Raw genomic sequence first — 16,377 nt, 5'->3', positions numbered from 1 at the left:
GGCCACGCTATCCACGGAGAGTCCCGCCCGGATAAAACGTGGCCATGGGGGCTCGGCGGATGTGGGCGCTCAGCGGGCCGCCATGGTGGCCTGGCTGATCACGTCCTGAATCTTTAGAAAGTCCTTGCCCTCCAGCTTGGTGGCGTCCCGCGCCAGGTAGAGCACCTCGCCGTTGGGGCCGATGACCAGGAAGCTGGAACCGTCCTCGGGCAGGCCGTAGGCCGCGCGCATCTTGCCGTCCCAGTCGCCGTACACGGTGATGCCTTCCTTTTTACTGGCGTCAATCAGTCCGTCGCGCCACAGGCCCTTGAAAGGCCAGGAAGCCCCGGAGCAGTCCACCACCGCCAGGCGCACCACCCTGCCCTGCAACTCCGGCGGCTGGGCCTTGTAGAAAACATTGAGCGCGTCCTTGAGCTCGCGGCTCTTTTCCACCGCGTCGCGGGCCTCATAGAAGAGCACCACCGCCTTGCCCTGGAGCGAGGCCGAGTCCAGGGTCTTTTCCTCGCCGGACTGCACGCTGAAGGCCGGGGCGTTCTGGCCCACCTCCAGGGCCGCTCCGGGCAGTGCCCAGAGCAGGCACAGGGCGACCAGGCATATACTCGCTAAGGTTTTCATCCACCCTCTCCTTGCGTCACACGGTGGCGAACATGCCGCCCAGGCGCATGAGCAGGCCGATGTCGCCTTGCACCTTGTAGAGCCCCTGCATGAAGGCGGCCTGGCCGTCCTGGCGGCCGAAGGCGATGTCCAACCACACCTCGGCCGGGGTCTCGATGATCAGGGCCGGGTCATCGGCCTTGCCCTCATGATAGGCGCACTTGCCGTCCGCGATGCTCAGGTAGGCGTCGAAGTTCTCGCCGCCGCTCACCTTGAACTGGATCACCGCATCCACCCCCTCGGCCTTTTCCGGGTGGAAGGCGGTGGGCATACCCTGGATCAGCTCATGGCAGCTCTGGGGCATGGCCTCGGGAGGCGGGCTGGCCGGGGTGGCCTGCCTGGCCTCGCGGGAAGGGGGCGCGGCGGTCTTGCGGGTTTGCTTGTACTGGGCGATCATCTGCTTGATCCAGGCGTCGCGGGTGTCAGGCTGGAAGCGGGACTCGGCGAACTCCTGCCCCGCGTATTGCTCGAAGCCCTGGTAGAAGCCCTTATCCTCCCAGTGTTTGTAGTCGTCCTTCATCATGGTGTCCTTGTTGCGCTGGATCAGCCACCCGATGTGCAGATAGAAGAACAGGTCGTCCGAGGTGACTGGATAGCGCTTCTTGTCGCGGACGGCCGTGACCAGATCGCGGGCCAAATCGGCCGCGCGGTCCTCCACCGCCTCCCGGCCAAGAAAGCCGCCCGGGCCGGTGGCCATGGCCGTGAAGGTGCCCACCGGATAGGCTCCGTACACGTGCAGCAGGCGCGAGAGGTAGTTGCCCACCTCCACCTCGCCGAAGGCGGCGGCCACGCTTAAGCCTATGCCCGGCTTGTAGGTGTCCCGGGGCTTGTGCCCCCAGGCCAGGCTGCGGTCTAAAAAGGTCTTCATCTGACCGGTGACCTGGAAGAAGTACACCGGGCAGCCCAGGATGATGCCGTCTGCCTCCAGAAGCTTCTTGACGATGCCTCGGTGGTCGTCGGGTATCCAGCACTTGCCCTTTTCGATGCACACCGCGCAGCCGGTGCAGTATTCGATGTTCTTGTCGTGCAGGGTGATGACCTCCAGCTCGAAGCCCTCCTTTTGCAGGTGGGGCCGGAACATCTCGATCATCAGGCTGGTATTGCCGATGCCGCCGTGCGGCGACCCGTTTATGGCCACGATCTTGCCGTTTTGGGACATGCTTGCCTCCTTGGGGCTTGCCGCCATAAGGGCCGGCGATGGGGGTTCGGCCATGGGGGGCGCGTCGGGCGCGCTCGCGCTCACGGGCTCCAGGCCCAGCTTGCGCTGGTAATGGCCGGGGTATTTTTTGGTGAAAGGCAGGCCCACCCCCAGAAGCAGGGCCAGGGGGATGAAGGCGAAGAACACGATAGGGGGCACCGGCCCCCGGGGCGGCGAAAAGGCCAGGGGCATGAGGGCCGAGAGGGAGCAGGCCGCGAAGAGCGCCGCCCACACCAGGCTCATGTCGCGATTGATGCGCTGGAAGATGTCGGTGGCCCACACCGCCTCGGGGGTGCTCTTCTTGGCGAAGAACTCGGTAAAAAGCGGCCCGCCCAACAGCGGCGGCAGCACCACCGCCAGGAACAGCACCGCGTAGAGCACCGCCACCGGCGCGGCGGCCACCGCACGTCCCGCCCCGCCCGGCCAGAGCAAGAAGCACAGCCCCCCCAGGGTTAGGAAGCCGGTCATGCCCCACTCGATCATGGATGCCTTGCCGCGCCGGGCCATGAAAAGTAGCAGGGGCAGCAAGCAAGCGGCCAACCCCAGGCCGAGCGCCGCCATGAGCCCCGGCGGGAAGGCCGCCACCTCGCCCACGGCGATGAAGGCCGTGGAGCAGAGGATGGGCAGTATCCTAAGTAGCTTCACCATTTCCACCCTCGTCCGGTTCTAGGTGGTCCTTTAGGCCGCCGAAGGAGGCGATGCGGTGCTGGAACAGGCGGTCGATGACATAGGCGCGGGTGGCCCGGGCCGACTGCACCATGCCCAGGGTGGCCTGGGCATCCTGGGCCGGGGGCAGGCCGTTGGTCAGGCGGTTGCGCAGGCGCATTTCGTGCTCCACGATCTGCTTGCCCAAGCGCACGTAATACTCCGCGTCCCCGGGCTGCATGCCCATGCTCCGGCCGCGCACGAACACCTTGGCCATGGCCAGGTCTTGCTGGTCGTAGCGCCCCGGCTCCAGGGGCAGCAGGAGCTCCGAGGCCAGGAGCTGCTTTAGGTGTTCGGGCTCCATGCCCGCGGCGGCCAAAAACTGCTCGGTGTCCATGGTCTCCTCCTGGGCGGGCCCGAAGATCTCCTGGGTCAGGGTCAGCATGGGGGTCAGATCCTGCCCCTGCTCGGCCATTTCCAGCAGAACCTTGATCTTGCCCAAAGGCAGGCGGTGCCGGCTTTGCAGGCTTTTGATCATCCCGGCCCGCTCCACGCAGGACGGATCGTAGTAGGCCATGTTGGGGCTGGTCTTAACCGGCTTGGGTAACAAGCCCTGCTCCACGTAGTAGAGCAGGGTCGATTTGGGCAGGCCGGTGGCGGCCACCAGCTGATTCATGCGCAGGCCCGGCGATTTCTTCTTGGCCCGGGGAGCGGCTTTTTTGGGTTGGCTTTGCTTGCTCATGCTCCCAGGCTAACCGTGCCCCGACATACTGTCAAGTGTAAAGTGGCACCTTTCACTTTATATTTTATGCCGCCCTTGGCCGCTCCCTGCCCTTGCCCATATGGCCGCGCGGGATTAGGATGGTGCTCACGAGGAGGCGCGAGCCGGTGAAGATTGCTCATATCACTAGGGGATATCTGGCCGCTTGCCTGGCGCTGGCGCTGGTTTTGTGCGCCTCCTGGCCCGCCCGTGCCCTGGACAAGGTATCGCTCCAGCTCCAGTGGGTGCACCAGGCCCAGTTCGCCGGCTTCTACGTGGCCCAGGACACGGGGCTCTACCGCCAGGCCGGCCTGGAGGTGGATATCCGCCCCGGCGGACCGGACGTAAACCCCCTGCACAACCTGGCCTCCCTAGGCTGCGACTTCGCCACCGGCTGGCTCTCCGAGGCGGTGGTGTTGCGCTCCAAGGAAGTGCCCCTGGTCAACCTGGCTCAGCTCATCCAGCGCTCGGCTCTGTTGTTGGTCACCTTCCGCGACAGCGGCATCGACAGCATCAAGGACCTGAACAACCGCCGGGTAGGCCTGTGGCGCAACCAGTTCAGCGTGCCCACCCGGGCCCTGTTCAAGCGCAACAAGATCATCGTCAGGGAAATAGCCCAGCGCACCTCCGTGGCGCCTTTCCTCTCGCGCGCGGTGGATGCGGCCATGGCCATGCTCTACAACGAGTACCACGCCCTGTATCAGGCCGGGGTGGACCTGGACCAGCTAAAATACTTCGCTTTTGACGACCTGGGGCTCAACTTCCCGGAAGACGGACTCTACACCTTGGAAGAAACTTGGGAGGAGCGCCGCGAAGTGTGCCGGCGCTTCGTGGCCGCCAGCCTGGAGGGTTGGCGGCGGGCCTTTGCCCAGGAGGACGCGGCCCTGAACTCGGTTATGAAGCGGGTGAACGAGGCCAATTTGGCCAGCAACCGGCCTCACCAGCGCTGGATGCTGGCGGTCATGAAAAAGCTTTACACCCACCGGGTGGGCCTGGACAAGCTGGGCGAGCTCTCCCCGGAGGGTTTGAAGCAGGTCAACCTGGTGCTCCTGGAGCAGGGCTTCATCCCCAGCCCGGTGGAGGCCGAGGGCTTCGTGGTGCGGGCATGGCAAAAGAAATGAACCGCGAAGACCTCAAACCGCGTTGGCTGCGCCTCCGGGCCCGCTTTGTCATCTTCGTGCTCAGCGGGGTGGCCCTGGTTTCAGCGGCCATGGCCGTGGTCAGCCATATGGAGGCCTCCAAGGCCCTCTTGGACGCCAGCCAGTCCTATCTGGTCTCCTTGGCCGAAGCCCAGGCCAACCAGCTGGCTCGCCGCCTGGACGCGGTGGCCGGGCCGGCCCGCGACCTGGCCACATCGTTGGAGCTGGTGGGGGTAAAGGACGAGGCCTTTGCCACCTCCCTGCTCAAGCAAAACCTGATCGCCAACCCCACCATCTACGGCATGGCCCTGGCCCTGGCCCCCTACACCCTGTCGCCCACCCAGCGCTACGCCGCGGTCTACGCCTTCCGCTCCCCCCAGGGGCTCAAGGTCATGGACCTGAACAACCCGCGCTACGACTATTTGAGCCAGAACTGGTACCTGATCCCCGCCCAGCTGGGCCGCCCGGTGTGGAGCGAGCCCTACTTCGACGAGGGCGCGGGCAACGTGCTCATGACCACCTACTCCGCCCCCATGGTCTACAAGGGCAAGGTGCTGGGGGTGGTCACCTCGGACGTGAACCTGGGCGACTTGGGCAAGCTGGTGCGCTCCCTGAGCCTGCACGAGGGGGGCTACGGCTTTTTGCTCACCCGGCAGGGCACTTTCCTGGCCGCGCCCGACCCGGAGCTGGTCATGCGGGCCAGCATCTTCTCGGTGGCCGAGGAGCTGGGGCGGCCTGAGCTGCGCAAGCTGGGCCGCCACATGGTGCGCGGCGGGGCGGGCCTGCAGGAGATCATCGACCCACTCAACGGCCAGAAGGCCTGGCTGGCCTACGCCCCGGTCAAGGGCGTGGGCTGGAGCTTCGGGGTGGTGGCGCCCTCGGAGGCGGTGCTGGCCCCGGTAACCGACCTGACCACCCATCAGGCCTACTTCGCGGTGGTGGGCCTGATCATCCTGGGCCTGGTGATCCTGTTGATGGTGGTGGGGCTCACCAAGCCGGTGAAGCTATTGACCCACGGGGCCAAGCGTCTGGCCGGGGGCGATTTGCAATGCCGGGTGGAGGGCATCCGCCCGGGCGACGAGGTGGGCGATCTGGCCAACACCTTCAACACCATGGCCAGCGACCTCTACGCTCACGTGGAGGAGCTAAAGCGCAAGAAAGAGGAGCTGGAAGACAGCCTGCACCGCATCGAGCTGTTGGAGAACATCGAGCAGACCCTAGGCAAGTTCGTGCCCGCCTCGGTCAAGGCGCGCATCGAGGAGGCCCCCGAGGCCCCGGACCTGGAAAAGCGCGAGCAGGACGTGTCGGTCTTGTTCCTGGACGTGGCCGGCTACACCAAGATGAGCGAGCAGGTGAACGGCGAGGACATGAACTTCCTCATCGAGCGCTACTTCTCCAGCTTCCTGGACGACATCTACCAAAACCACGGCGACATCAACGAGACCGCCGGCGACGGCCTGATGATCATCTTCCAGGAAGACGACCCCATGGCCCACGCGGCCAACGCGGTGACCTGCGCCCTGGCGGTGCGCCAGAAGGTTGCCGCCGTAAACCGGGAGCTGGAAGGCCGCTTCCAGCCGGTGACCATCAACATCGGGGTGAACTCGGGCACCGCCCAGGTGGGCTCCTCGCGCTTCGAGGGGATCGCCGGCACCCGCTGGACCTTCACCGCCTCCGGACCGGTGACCAACACTGCCGCGCGCATAGGCTCCCTGGCCACCCAGGGCGACATCTACCTGGGCCCCGAAACCGCCAAGCGGGTCAAGGGACGCTTCGAGCTCAAGAGCATCGGGCCGCAGACCCTTAAGAACGTGGCCCAGCCGGTGGAGGTCTTCGAGGTGCTGGGGCCCAAGCAGGCCTAGGCCCTACTTGGCCTTGGGCCCCCAGAGCTCTTCCAGCCGCTGATCGCGGCCGCAACTCCAGCGATAGTATTTATAGCGAATGGGATTCTTCTGGTAGTAGTCCTGGTGGTAGTCCTCGGCCGGGTAGAAGGGCCCGGCCGGCACGATCTCGGTGTATATCTTGCCCAGCTTGCCTTCGGCCTCCAGCTTGGCCTTGGACTCCTCGGCCAGGCGCTTCTGCTCCTGGTCGTGATAGAAGATCGCGGTGCGGTACTGGTTGCCCACGTCGCAGAACTGGCGGTCCTTCACCGTGGGGTCGATGTTGTGCCAGAACACCTCCAGCAGCTTGGCGTAGCTGATCTTGGCCGGGTCGTAGACGATCTGGATCGCCTCGGCGTGGCCCGTGCCCCCGGCCGAGACCTCCTCGTAGGTAGGGTCGTCCAGGCTCCCGCCGGTGTAGCCCGAGGTGGTGGAGATCACCCCGTCCAGCTTGTCGTAAGGCGGCTCCATGCACCAGAAGCAGCCCCCCGCAAAGGTGGCCACGGCGGTCTTGTCGCTACTGGGGCTCATCTCTTTTCCTTCCGCTAAGGGGACGGCCAAGAGCACCACGGCCGCCGCCAACAGGACCAAACGACTCAGGCGCATGGGCCGTGCCTCCGGCTTGGGGTTCATTCCTAAATTATAAGGTAAGCACTAAAGCGAGATGGGCTAGCGGGAAGAGAGCTCGTCCTCGTCCAAGGGGCGCCCGCAGGCGGGGCAGGCGCTCAGCTCGCGGCCCTCGGGATCGCTGAAGCGGCAGAACCAGCCGTCAGCGCCGTGCAGGTATTCGATCCATATCTCGGCCCCGCAGGCGCAGTAGCCCACGGCGGATTGCACCGGCATCTAAAACTCGACGCCTTCCTGGGCCTCCACCCCCGCTTTGGCGTGGTGGCGTTTGGGCTCCATCACCGTGACCATGTCGACCATCTCCTGCACCTCGGGCGGGCAGGAGCGGCCGGTGAGCAACAGATGCAAGCGGGGCGGCTTGGCCTTGATCAGCTCGATGACTTCCTGGGGCGAAACAAAGCCGCGCTTCATGGCCACGTTGATCTCGTCCAGGATCACCAGGTCCCAGGCGCCGCCGGTCACCTCGGCCACGGCCATGTCCCAGCCCCGGCGGGCGGCCTCGCGGTGGGGGGTCAGGTCGTCGTCGTCGCCGATGAGCCCCAGGCCGGTGGCCCGAAGCTCCACTCCGGGCAGATAGCCCAGGCCCTTGACCTCGCCGTAGCCCTCGCCGCTTTTGATGAACTGGATGATCAGAGTGCGCCAGCCGTGGCCCGCCGCGCGCACCGCCAGGCCGAAGGCGGCGGTGCTCTTGCCCTTGCCCCGGCCGGTGTTGACCATCACCAGGCCCTTGCGTTCATCCATGATCCCTGCCCTCGCTTGGTTGGCGTCACTGGTTCAGGCTTACTGCCCCGGGGCCCGCGCGTCAAGCGGGTTGCGTTGTTTCGCGCTGAACACTCGCGCACAATAATCAACAAAGAATCGTTTTTCCCTCAATCATGCAACGGAGCAAGGCTCATGACCACCGTACCCCTGGCGCCCATCGTTTCCCTGGCCGCGGGCATCCTCATCCTCATCTTTCCCAAGCTCTTGAACTTCATCGTGGCCATCTATCTGATCATCATCGGCGTGACCGGCCTGGTGGCCTACTTCTAGGGCAAGCGCTCCCCCAAAGCAAAGGCGGCGACACCGCGTACTCCTGCGCGGCACCACCGCCGGGCGCCAACCCTGGGAATGGTCCTCGGGCTAGAACAGGTCCCAGATCTCCATCTGCTTGCGCAGGGTCTTGATGAACTGCTCGGTGCGCCGCTTGAGCCGGTTCTCCATGATGCGCACGATGCCGTCCATGACCTGGTAGCCCATGGTGTGGTCCTGGTCCAGGACCTCCCGGAACTTGCTCCCGTTGATCACCAGCATCTCGCAAGGCTCGGCGCAGGCGGCCTGGGAGGTGTATTGCATGTTCTGCATCAGCGAGGACCAGCCAAAGGAGTAGCCCGGCTTGATGGCTCCCAGGGAGATGGTCACCGCCGGATTCACATCGACTTTCAATAGCACCTTGCCGCTCAGGAGCATGTAGAACCACTCGGCCTCCACGCCCTCCTCGAAGATCACGTCCTTTTCCTCGAACTGCTTTTTCTCGGCCAGGGGGGCCAAGGCCGAGAGCATCTTCTCGTCCAGGTTTTGCACCAGATAGATTTGTTTCAGTTCACTCAGCGAAGCCATGGCTTTTCCCTCCCCTTACCTTATATGAGGCCCGTTGCCTTCGGCCGCGCGGCCTAGGACAGGACGAACACGATCAGGGTCATCAGCGCGGCGGCCGCCGCCCCCACCCCCACGGGCAGGGCGCCGATGGCCATGCCCCGCTCCAGGGCGCGCTTCTTCTGCTCCAGGGGCCAGCCCCGCACCCCCACCAGACGCCACAGGGGGATCATCACCCCCTTGGCCACCAGGGTTGGGGCCCGCCGGGCCACCCGGTTGACCGCGCCGGTGAAGTCGGTCACCAGCCAGCGGTCGCTGGCCGCGTTGATGCCGTTTAGCCCCCAATCCATGAGCCGCGCGAAGGCGCGGCCGCCCTTGCGGTAGAACCAGTCGAAGTCCAGGTTGATGGCCCGGATCTCGGCCGGGTAGTAGCCGGAGTAGATGAGCAGCACGAAGGCCAGGGCGCCAAACAGGAGCAGCTGGAGCTGACCCACCACGTGGGCCCCGGTGTAGGGGGCGTAGTCCACCGGGAAGGGCAGGATGCTGTAGAGCGGCTGGGGGAATATGCCGATGGCCAGGCAGAAGAAGGCGGCGATGCCCATGGCCCAGGTCATGTTCCAGGGCGGGTCGGAGGCGCGCACCCCGGAGTCGTGGCCGAAGAAGGTGAAGTAGGGCACCTTGATGCCCGCGTGGTCGATAACCCCCACCGAGGCGAACTGGAGCATGAACCAGACCACGGTGAGGTGTTGCAGCCCGGCTGCGCTGACGATCATGGACTTGGAGACAAAGCCGCTGAACAGCGGGAAGGCGGAGATGGAGGCCGAGCCGACCATGCAAAAAATGGCGGTCAGCGGCATGGTCTTGTAGAGCCCGCCCAGGTCGGTGCAGCGGATGCGCCCGGTCATGGTGAGCACGCTGCCCGCGGCCATGAACAGCAGGGCCTTGTAGAGGATGTGGCAGAAGGCGTGGCTCACCGTGCCGTTGATGGCCAGGGTGGTGCCGATGCCGATGCCGCACATCATGTAGCCCACCTGGTTCATCAGGCTGTAGGAGAGCACCCGGCGGATGTCGTTCTCCAGCACCGCGTAGAAGATGGGGAAGATGGTCATGATCGCCCCCACCCAGATCAGGACCTCGGCCCCGGCAAAGACGCGGCACATGATGTACACCGCGCTCTTGGTGGTAAAGGCGCTCAGGAACACCGCGCCCGTGGGGGTGGCCTCGGGGTAGGCGTCCTTCAGCCAGGGGTGCAGGGGCGGGATGGCCGCGTTCAGGGCGATGCCCAGGAAGATGAGCCAGGCGGCCGCGCCCTCCAGGCGTAGCGCGCCGATGGCGATGCTCTGGCCTTGGCCCAGGGCCAGCACGATGCCCGCCAAGAGCAGCAGCCCGCCGAAGAGATGCACCAGGATGTAGCGGAAGGCCGCCGCCCGGGCGGACTTGGTGCGGGTGGCCAGGATGAGGAAGGTGGAGGCCACGGCCATCACCTCCCAGAACACGTAGAGGCTGAACCAGTCGCCCGCCAGGGTGACCCCCAGCGCGCCGCCGGCGTAGCACAGGGCCGCGCTGTGTTGCAGGTCGTCCTCGACCTTGAGCGCGAACAGGAAGCCGATCACCGAGATGATCAGGAAGATGTAGGCGAACACCCGGCTCAGGCGGTCCAGCTTCAGCAAGACGATCTGCATGTCCAAAAAGCTGAAGGACCAGGACGCGCCCAAGGGCGTCTGCCAGATGATGTAGAGCGCCGCCAAAGGCAGGGCCAGCATGAAGGCCTGCTTGATGCCACGGGGCATGAGCGGCACCAGGGCCGCGCCCCCCAGGAAGAGCAGAGATGGCGGCAGGCTACTTATCATAGTAGTCCTCGGGCCGCTTGATGAAGATGCGCAGGGTCTTGGCCAGCACGATGAGCAGCAGATAGCACAGGAAGCCGTAGGCCGCGTAGAACTCTGGCGCGGCCTCCCAGGGGAAATGGGCGTGCTTATGGATCAGGAAGTCGGCCCCCAGCAGCCCCGCCAAAAAGACAAACAGAACGATAAGCAGCCGCTTGATGTTGGCCGGGTTGTCGAAGATCTTGAGCTCGCGCATCACGCCCCTCCCGAAGCGAGGACCCCGCTGAACACCACCACCAGCCAGGCCACGGCCACGCCCACCAGGGCCCACAGCACCGGCCGGTACCCCGGCTTGGCCTCGTGCTTGAGCTCTTGCAGCTCGCCCTTGTCCATCACGAGCCTCCCACCAGCCCGGCCACGGCCATCGAGGCCAGGCGCAGGAAGGGCTGGGGATAAAAGAACAGGATCAAACAGCAGGCCGCGGTGATCAGCGGCGGCACCCAGGCCGCGGCCGGGCCCTCGTCGCGGCCCTCCAGCCAGGCCTCCTCGGCCGGTGGCTTGAAATAGGCCCGATAAACAATGGGCAAAAAGTAGGCCGCGTTTAAAAGCGAGCTGACCAAGAGCACCACCAGCAGGCCGATGGAGCCGGCCTGCAAGCAGCCCAGCACCAGGTACCACTTGCTGATGAAGCCGCCCGCCGGGGGCAGGCCGATCACGCTGAGGCTGCCCACCAGGAAGGCGGCCATGGTCCAGGGCATGCGCTTGCCCAGGCCGCTCATCTGACTGACGTTCTTCTTGCCCGTGGCCACGAAGATGGCCCCGGCGCACATGAACAGGGTGATCTTGCCAAAGGCGTGCATGGCGATGTGCAGGCTGCCGCCGATCATGCCCTTGGGCGAAAGCAGGGCCAGGCCCAGCACGATGTAGGAGAGCTGGCCGATGGTGGAAAAGGCCAGCCGCCGCTTGAGCCCGTCCTGGCTCAGCGCGATGAGCGAGGCGGTGATGATGGTGAAGGCGGCCACCCAGGCCACGGCCATGCCCAGGTCCAGGCTTTTGAGCAAGCCCACCCCGAAGACGCCGGTGATCACCCTGAGGATGCAGAACACGCCTACCTTGACCACGGCCACCGCGTGCAGCAGGGCGCTGACCGGGGTGGGGGCCACCATGGCCGCGGGCAGCCAGGAGTGCAGGGGCATGATGCCCGCCTTGGCGAATCCGAAGACGAACATGAACAAGAGCACCCCGGCCATGAGCGGGCTCACCTTGCCCGCCAGGAAACCGGCCGGGCCGAAGGCCAGGGTGCCGGCCTGCTGATAGGCGATGATCATGGCCGGCAGGGCCAGGGCGATGCTGGCCCCCATGATGTAGAAGAGGTACTTGCGCCCCGAGGTGCGGGCCTCGGCGTCCTGGTGATGGGTGACCAGGGGATAGGTGGCCAGGGAGAGCATTTCGTAGAAGAGGTACAGGGTGAACAGGTTGGCGCTGAAGGCCACCCCGATGGTGGCCGAAAGGGCCACCGCGAAGAAGCAGTAGTAGCGGGTCTGGGAGTGCTCGTCCAGGCCGCGCATATAGCCTATGGAATAGGCGCTGGTCACGATCCACAGGCTGGAGGAGACCAGGGCAAACAGCAGGCCGAAGGCGTCCACCCGCAGGGCCAGGGGCGCGCCGGGCAACACCTGCACCAAATCCAGCACCACCTCGCGGCCCGCCAGCAGGGTGGGCAGCAGCGAGGCCACCAGGATCAGCTTGAGCCCGGCGGCCGCGAAGGTGACCGTCTCGCGCAGGTTGGGGCGGCGGCGGGCCAGGATGATGCCCGGCAGCGCGGCCAGGGAGACCAGCACCGCCAGGAGGGGGACTATGGAGTGCACCGTGGGCATGGCTCTACCACAGCCCCGTGGGCATCACCGGAGCGATGATGTACTTGACCACCGGGCCGGTGGCCAGGCCCAGGGCTACCAGCCCCAAGGCGGCGGCCATGAGCGGCAGCAGCATGGACAGGGGCGCCTCGGCGACGGCCACCGCCGGGGCGTGGCTGCCGTGCTCGCCGTGGCCGTGCCCCTCGGCCAGGGGCTCGAACAGGGCGATCTCGAACAGCCGGAAGAAGAGCACCACCGCCACCAGGCTGCTGAACAACAGGGCGCAGACGAATCCCCAGTGCCCGGCCTCCAGGGCCCCCCGGATCAGGTACCACTTGCTGAAAAAGCCGCAGGTGGGCGGCACCCCGATGATGGCCAGGGCCCCGGCGGCCAGGGCGGCCATGGTCCAGGGCATCTTCTTGAACAGGCCTTGCAAATCCTCGAAGGCGGTGCCCCTGATTTTGTGGAAGATGCAGCCCGCGGCCAGGAACACGCAGAAGGTCATCACCACGTCGTTGATCAGGTGCAGCACTGCGCCGGTCATGCCGATGCGGTTGCCCAGCCAGGCCCCGCCCACCATGTAGCCCACCTCGGAGACCACGATGTAGGCCAGCATGCGCTTGAGGTCTCGTTGGGCCAGGGCGAACAGGGCGCCCGCCACGATGGCGATCACCGCCAGCCAGACCACGGCGTGCTGCAAAAGAAGCTGGGTGCCCACGAAATCCACGGTGAACACGCTGAGCATCATGCGGATCATCACGTAGACCATGACCTTGGTCATCAGCGGGGCCAGGAGACTGGCCGCGGGGCCCGGCGCCTGAGAGTAGGCGTTGGGCAGCCAGGCGTGCACCGGGAAAAAGGCCATCTTCACCCACAGCCCCACCACGATCAGGGAAAAGGCGGTGGTAACCGCCAGGGAGCCGTAGAGCGGCTTGAGCAGGTGGGCCAGGTCGCCCATGTTCAGGCTGCCGGTGACGATGTAGAGGTAGCCCACGCCCAGCAGATAGAAGCTGGCCCCGATGGTGCCCAGGAAGAGGTAGTTCAGGCTGGACAGCGGCGCGCGCCCCGGCCCCAGGCCGATGAGGGCGTAGCCGGTGAGCGAGCTGATCTCCAAGAGCACGTAGAGGTTGAAGGCGTCGCCCGTGGCCACCATGCCCAGCAGGCCGGTGACCGCCAGCACGTACAGGGTGTAAAAAGGCCCCTGCTTGTCGGCGTAGTCGGCCTGGATGGCCCGGTGGGCGGCCGCCAGGTTCACCAGGGCCACCCAGGCCACCGCCGCGGCCACCACCGCGTTGAGGGTGTCCAGGTAATAGTAGATGCCCCAGGGCGGGTCCCAGCCGCCCAGGCGGTAGCCGATGGGGCCTTCCAGGAGCACCCGCGCCAAGAGGCCGGTGGCGGCCAGGGTGGCCACGCCCAGGCCCAGGAGCGCGAGGGGCAAACACAGCTTGGGCCGCAGCCAGCTCGCGATGCTGACCAACAGGGCGGACAGCAGGGGCGCGGTCACCAACAGGGCTGGGAAATGCTCGCTCATGGCTCCCTAAGCTGGTCGAGTATGCCGTCCTCCTCCAGGGTGCGATGTCTGCGATGAATGCGGATGGACAAGGCCAGGGCCACCCCCAGGGTGGCCACCGAAACCACAATGGCGGTCAGCATGAGCACATGGGGCAGCGGGTTGATGTAGTCCGCCGCCTGGACCGCCGCCTCGGCCCCGTGGCCGTGCTCGATGATGGGAATGGTGGCCCCGTACTTGGCCCCCATGGACACGTAGAACAGGATGATGGCGGTCTGGAAGATGCTCATGCCGATGATCTTCTTGACCAGGTTGTTCTTGGCGATCATGGCCCACAGGCCGATCATCATCAGAGTTATGTAGACCCAGTAGTTGTACTTGGTCAGCAGGAGCGGAATGTATTGCGCCATATCCACGGGCTACAACCCCTGATCCATGAGGCCCTCGGAGGCCAGGTTCTTGTAGATCAAGACCATGGTGGCCATCACCGCCAGGCCCACCCCCAGCTCCACGAAGAAGATGCCCAGGCTGCGGGCGTGCACCGGGTCCACGAACATCAGCGGCCCCAGGGCCCTGTAGTCCAGGAAGTTGGAGCCCAGGGCCAGGCACAGCGCGCCCACCCCGGCGTAGATGAACACCCCCACCGCGCTCATCAGGCCGGTGGCGGTCTCGCCCAAACGGGCCATGGCCGTGCGCAGATCCCAGGACAGGGCCAGCAGGATGATGCTGGCCCCCAGGATCACCCCGCCCTGGAAGCCGCCGCCCGGGCTGTGGTGACCGTGGGCGATGACGTAGAGCCCGAATAGCTGGATAAAGGGGATGAGCAGACGGCACACGTTCATGATGATCAAATCGTGGGGCACCCAGTCGTCGTCTATGCGCACGAACACCCCGCCGGAGGGCTCCTTGGCCGGCTCTTCGCGCATCTCCACGATGACCCCGGTGGCCTGGTGGCGGTAGATGCGCTTGGGCCCGGGCCGGGGATCGCGCCGCCGGAGCAGCAGGAAGCAGGCCACCCCGGCGGTGAACACCACCGCGGTCTCGAACATGGTGTCGTAGCCGCGGTAGTCGGCCAGCACCGAGGTGACGATGTTGGGCACCGAGGTCTCTTCCATGCTTTTCTCGATGTAGCGCGGCGAGACGTGCAGGCTGGCCGGCGAGGCGGGATCGCCCCAATCCGGGAAGTCGGCCGTGGCCGCCATGAACAGCCCGCCCAACAGGACCACCAGCGCCAGGGAGATCAGCTTCAATCCTTGCTCCTTCGGCTGGTGCGGAACACGGCGGCCAGGAAGAAAACGGTGCTCACCCCCGCCCCCACCGAGGCCTCGGTAAAGGCCACGTCCACCGCGCCCATCACCGCCCAGAGAATGCACATGAGAAAGCTGTAGGCCCCGAAGAGTATCGACGCGCCCACCAGGTCCTTGACCGCCAGGGCCCCGATGGCGCAGATCACCACCAGGATCAAGACGGCCAGGTCGATCTGCCAGATCATGAGCGCCCCCCCCGAGGCTTGGTCCAGGCGCTCTGCCCGGCCCGCAGCCCCGCGTCCACGATGGCGTGGGTGGCCGTGGGGCTGGCGATGAAATAGAACAGCACGATGAGCATGATTTTTACGGCCACCAGCACGTGGTCCAGGTCAAAGTGCCTCAGCTCCTGCACCGCCAGGGCGGCCAGCATGAGGAAGCTGCCCAAGGTGTCCATCTTGCCGGCCGGGTGCAGGCGGGAATAAAAATCCGGGAAGCGCAGGATGCCCACCGCCGCCCCGGCGAAGAACACCAGCCCCAGGGCCAACATGACCGTCACCAGGATGCTCATCCCAGGCCTCCCCGCTTCTGGAAGTAGCGCGAGGCGGCCAGCACCGCCACGAAGTTGAGCAGGGCGTAGGCCAGGGCGATGTCCACGAACATGTCCACCCGGTGGAACAAAAAGCCCACCAGCACCAGCAGCACCGTGGTCTTGGAGCCGATGGCGTTCACCCCGATCAGGCGGTCCAGCACCGTGGGCCCGAACACCCCCCGATACAGGGAGATGAGCATCAGGGCGCAGAGGATGAGGCCGGCGTAGAGAAAAACTTTATCCATCAATCCTCCCCAAAGGTGTGGGCCACCCGGCGTTCCATTTCGCCGGGGAGGGCCTCGGCCGAGGCCCGGTCGATGGCGTGCACAGCGAAATCGCCGTCCGGCGAGCAGCGCACGGTTATGGTGCCGGGGGTCAGGGTGATGGAGTTGGCCAGGGACAACAGGGCCAGCTCGCTGGTCATGGTGGATCGGAAACGGATGATGTGGGGGTCGATGAGGTCATACAGGCGGGGATGGAAGGTGAGGCGCAACAGGTGCAGGTTGGCCAGTACGATCTGGTACATGAGCCAGGGCACATAGCGGGGGAAGCGCAGCCATAAGATAACTGTCTGGCGGGGATGGGGCGGGCGGGGGAAGAAAAGGTCGCCCGAGAACCAGGCCACCAGGGCGCAGGAGATGACGCCCAGGCTCAGGTGGAAGGCGTCGAAACGCCCGGAGAACACCACCCAAAAGGCCATCATGGTGGGGAAAACGAAGAGGAAGGAGTAGACGCGTTTGACGGGGCGGACCCGGCCCGAGACCAGGTCGGCTTCGGCTTTGTAGCGATCCTCGGGTGGCTGCGTCTGCGGCATGGGCGGTTCACCTCTTGGGGCAAGAGCGTGGCAACAGCCTTCATGACTTCGCGCCAG

At 65.6% G+C, this 16,377-nt stretch carries 21 protein-coding genes; 3 read left to right on the top strand and 18 right to left on the bottom strand.

Features of this window, described 5'->3' with window-relative positions; genetic code table 11:
• Positions 1–69: 69 nt before the first annotated feature.
• From KQH53_15975 to KQH53_15965, 3 genes are read right to left on the bottom strand one after another with little or no spacing between them, the layout of a single operon-like run.
• Positions 70–615 (bottom strand): hypothetical protein, encoded by a 546-nt coding sequence (locus KQH53_15975; GenBank protein MCB2228179.1) that lies wholly within the window; start codon positions 613–615, stop codon positions 70–72.
• A 16-nt stretch (positions 616–631) separates the two neighbouring features.
• On the bottom strand, positions 632–2,500 hold the full coding sequence (locus KQH53_15970; GenBank protein ID MCB2228178.1) for an NAD(P)H-dependent oxidoreductase: 1,869 nt from the start codon (positions 2,498–2,500) through the stop codon (positions 632–634).
• Complete coding sequence (locus KQH53_15965) at positions 2,484–3,239, bottom strand: MerR family transcriptional regulator (protein ID MCB2228177.1); 756 nt, start codon at positions 3,237–3,239, stop codon at positions 2,484–2,486. The genes KQH53_15970 and KQH53_15965 overlap by 17 nt, the downstream gene beginning before the upstream one ends.
• Before the next feature lie 146 nt (positions 3,240–3,385).
• Between KQH53_15965 and KQH53_15960 the strand changes: the two genes are divergently transcribed.
• Together KQH53_15960 and KQH53_15955 are read left to right on the top strand one after the other, a co-directional pair.
• Complete coding sequence (locus KQH53_15960; protein ID MCB2228176.1) at positions 3,386–4,378, top strand: ABC transporter substrate-binding protein; 993 nt, start codon at positions 3,386–3,388, stop codon at positions 4,376–4,378.
• Entirely contained in the window at positions 4,375–6,258 is a 1,884-nt protein-coding gene (locus KQH53_15955) for a HAMP domain-containing protein (GenBank protein ID MCB2228175.1), read from the top strand. Before KQH53_15960 ends, KQH53_15955 begins: the two co-directional genes overlap by 4 nt.
• 3 nt (positions 6,259–6,261) lie before the next feature.
• Here the strand turns inward: KQH53_15955 and msrA are convergent, their stop codons facing one another.
• From msrA to KQH53_15940, 3 genes are all read right to left on the bottom strand, one after another.
• A complete protein-coding gene (gene msrA, locus KQH53_15950) occupies positions 6,262–6,882 on the bottom strand; it encodes a peptide-methionine (S)-S-oxide reductase MsrA (GenBank protein ID MCB2228174.1) in 621 nt (206 codons plus the stop codon).
• Between the two features lie 63 nt (positions 6,883–6,945).
• Positions 6,946–7,119 carry a hypothetical protein gene (locus tag KQH53_15945; GenBank protein ID MCB2228173.1) on the bottom strand — a complete coding sequence of 58 codons (174 nt, stop codon included), beginning with the start codon at positions 7,117–7,119 and terminating at the stop codon, positions 6,946–6,948.
• Complete coding sequence (locus KQH53_15940; GenBank protein MCB2228172.1) at positions 7,120–7,644, bottom strand: cob(I)yrinic acid a,c-diamide adenosyltransferase; 525 nt, start codon at positions 7,642–7,644, stop codon at positions 7,120–7,122.
• A gap of 153 nt (positions 7,645–7,797) precedes the next feature.
• On the opposite strand from KQH53_15940, the gene KQH53_15935 reads away from it, so the two are divergent.
• Positions 7,798–7,935, top strand: a complete 138-nt coding sequence (locus KQH53_15935; protein MCB2228171.1) for a DUF3096 domain-containing protein — start codon at positions 7,798–7,800, stop codon at positions 7,933–7,935.
• 90 nt (positions 7,936–8,025) lie between these two features.
• Here the strand turns inward: KQH53_15935 and KQH53_15930 are convergent, their stop codons facing one another.
• Genes KQH53_15930 through KQH53_15875 form a run of 12 tightly spaced genes read right to left on the bottom strand, consistent with a single transcriptional unit; the run spans position 8,026 to position 16,320 of the window.
• Positions 8,026–8,502 (bottom strand): Crp/Fnr family transcriptional regulator, encoded by a 477-nt coding sequence (locus KQH53_15930; GenBank protein MCB2228170.1) that lies wholly within the window; start codon positions 8,500–8,502, stop codon positions 8,026–8,028.
• 53 nt (positions 8,503–8,555) lie between these two features.
• Positions 8,556–10,328 (bottom strand): Na(+)/H(+) antiporter subunit D, encoded by a 1,773-nt coding sequence (locus KQH53_15925; GenBank protein MCB2228169.1) that lies wholly within the window; start codon positions 10,326–10,328, stop codon positions 8,556–8,558.
• Positions 10,318–10,560 carry a hypothetical protein gene (locus tag KQH53_15920; GenBank protein ID MCB2228168.1) on the bottom strand — a complete coding sequence of 81 codons (243 nt, stop codon included), beginning with the start codon at positions 10,558–10,560 and terminating at the stop codon, positions 10,318–10,320. Before KQH53_15920 ends, KQH53_15925 begins: the two co-directional genes overlap by 11 nt.
• A complete protein-coding gene (locus tag KQH53_15915; protein MCB2228167.1) occupies positions 10,560–10,697 on the bottom strand; it encodes a hypothetical protein in 138 nt (45 codons plus the stop codon). The genes KQH53_15920 and KQH53_15915 overlap by 1 nt, the downstream gene beginning before the upstream one ends.
• Positions 10,697–12,181 (bottom strand): monovalent cation/H+ antiporter subunit D family protein, encoded by a 1,485-nt coding sequence (locus KQH53_15910; protein ID MCB2228166.1) that lies wholly within the window; start codon positions 12,179–12,181, stop codon positions 10,697–10,699. The genes KQH53_15915 and KQH53_15910 overlap by 1 nt, the downstream gene beginning before the upstream one ends.
• 4 nt (positions 12,182–12,185) lie before the next feature.
• Positions 12,186–13,691: a hypothetical protein gene (locus KQH53_15905; protein ID MCB2228165.1), complete on the bottom strand. Its 1,506-nt coding sequence runs from the start codon at positions 13,689–13,691 to the stop codon at positions 12,186–12,188.
• Entirely contained in the window at positions 13,688–14,086 is a 399-nt protein-coding gene (locus KQH53_15900) for a cation:proton antiporter subunit C (protein ID MCB2228164.1), read from the bottom strand. Before KQH53_15900 ends, KQH53_15905 begins: the two co-directional genes overlap by 4 nt.
• Before the next feature lie 3 nt (positions 14,087–14,089).
• The gene (locus KQH53_15895) at positions 14,090–14,920 is read right to left on the bottom strand and encodes a Na(+)/H(+) antiporter subunit B (GenBank protein ID MCB2228163.1); all 831 of its coding nucleotides are present in this window, start codon (positions 14,918–14,920) and stop codon (positions 14,090–14,092) included.
• Positions 14,917–15,162, bottom strand: coding sequence for a DUF4040 domain-containing protein (locus tag KQH53_15890; protein MCB2228162.1), 246 nt, complete (start codon positions 15,160–15,162; stop codon positions 14,917–14,919). Before KQH53_15890 ends, KQH53_15895 begins: the two co-directional genes overlap by 4 nt.
• Complete coding sequence (gene mnhG / locus KQH53_15885) at positions 15,159–15,485, bottom strand: monovalent cation/H(+) antiporter subunit G (GenBank protein MCB2228161.1); 327 nt, start codon at positions 15,483–15,485, stop codon at positions 15,159–15,161. Before mnhG ends, KQH53_15890 begins: the two co-directional genes overlap by 4 nt.
• The gene (locus KQH53_15880; GenBank protein MCB2228160.1) at positions 15,482–15,751 is read right to left on the bottom strand and encodes a hypothetical protein; all 270 of its coding nucleotides are present in this window, start codon (positions 15,749–15,751) and stop codon (positions 15,482–15,484) included. Before KQH53_15880 ends, mnhG begins: the two co-directional genes overlap by 4 nt.
• A complete protein-coding gene (locus KQH53_15875) occupies positions 15,751–16,320 on the bottom strand; it encodes a Na+/H+ antiporter subunit E (GenBank protein MCB2228159.1) in 570 nt (189 codons plus the stop codon). Before KQH53_15875 ends, KQH53_15880 begins: the two co-directional genes overlap by 1 nt.
• Between the last annotated feature and the right edge of the window lie 57 nt (positions 16,321–16,377).

It is taken from the genome of Desulfarculaceae bacterium (assembly GCA_020444545.1).
GTDB lineage: Bacteria > Desulfobacterota > Desulfarculia > Desulfarculales > Desulfarculaceae > Desulfoferula.
Note: the sequence above shows the minus strand (reverse complement) of the source record. Positions and strands in the feature narration are given on the sequence as shown.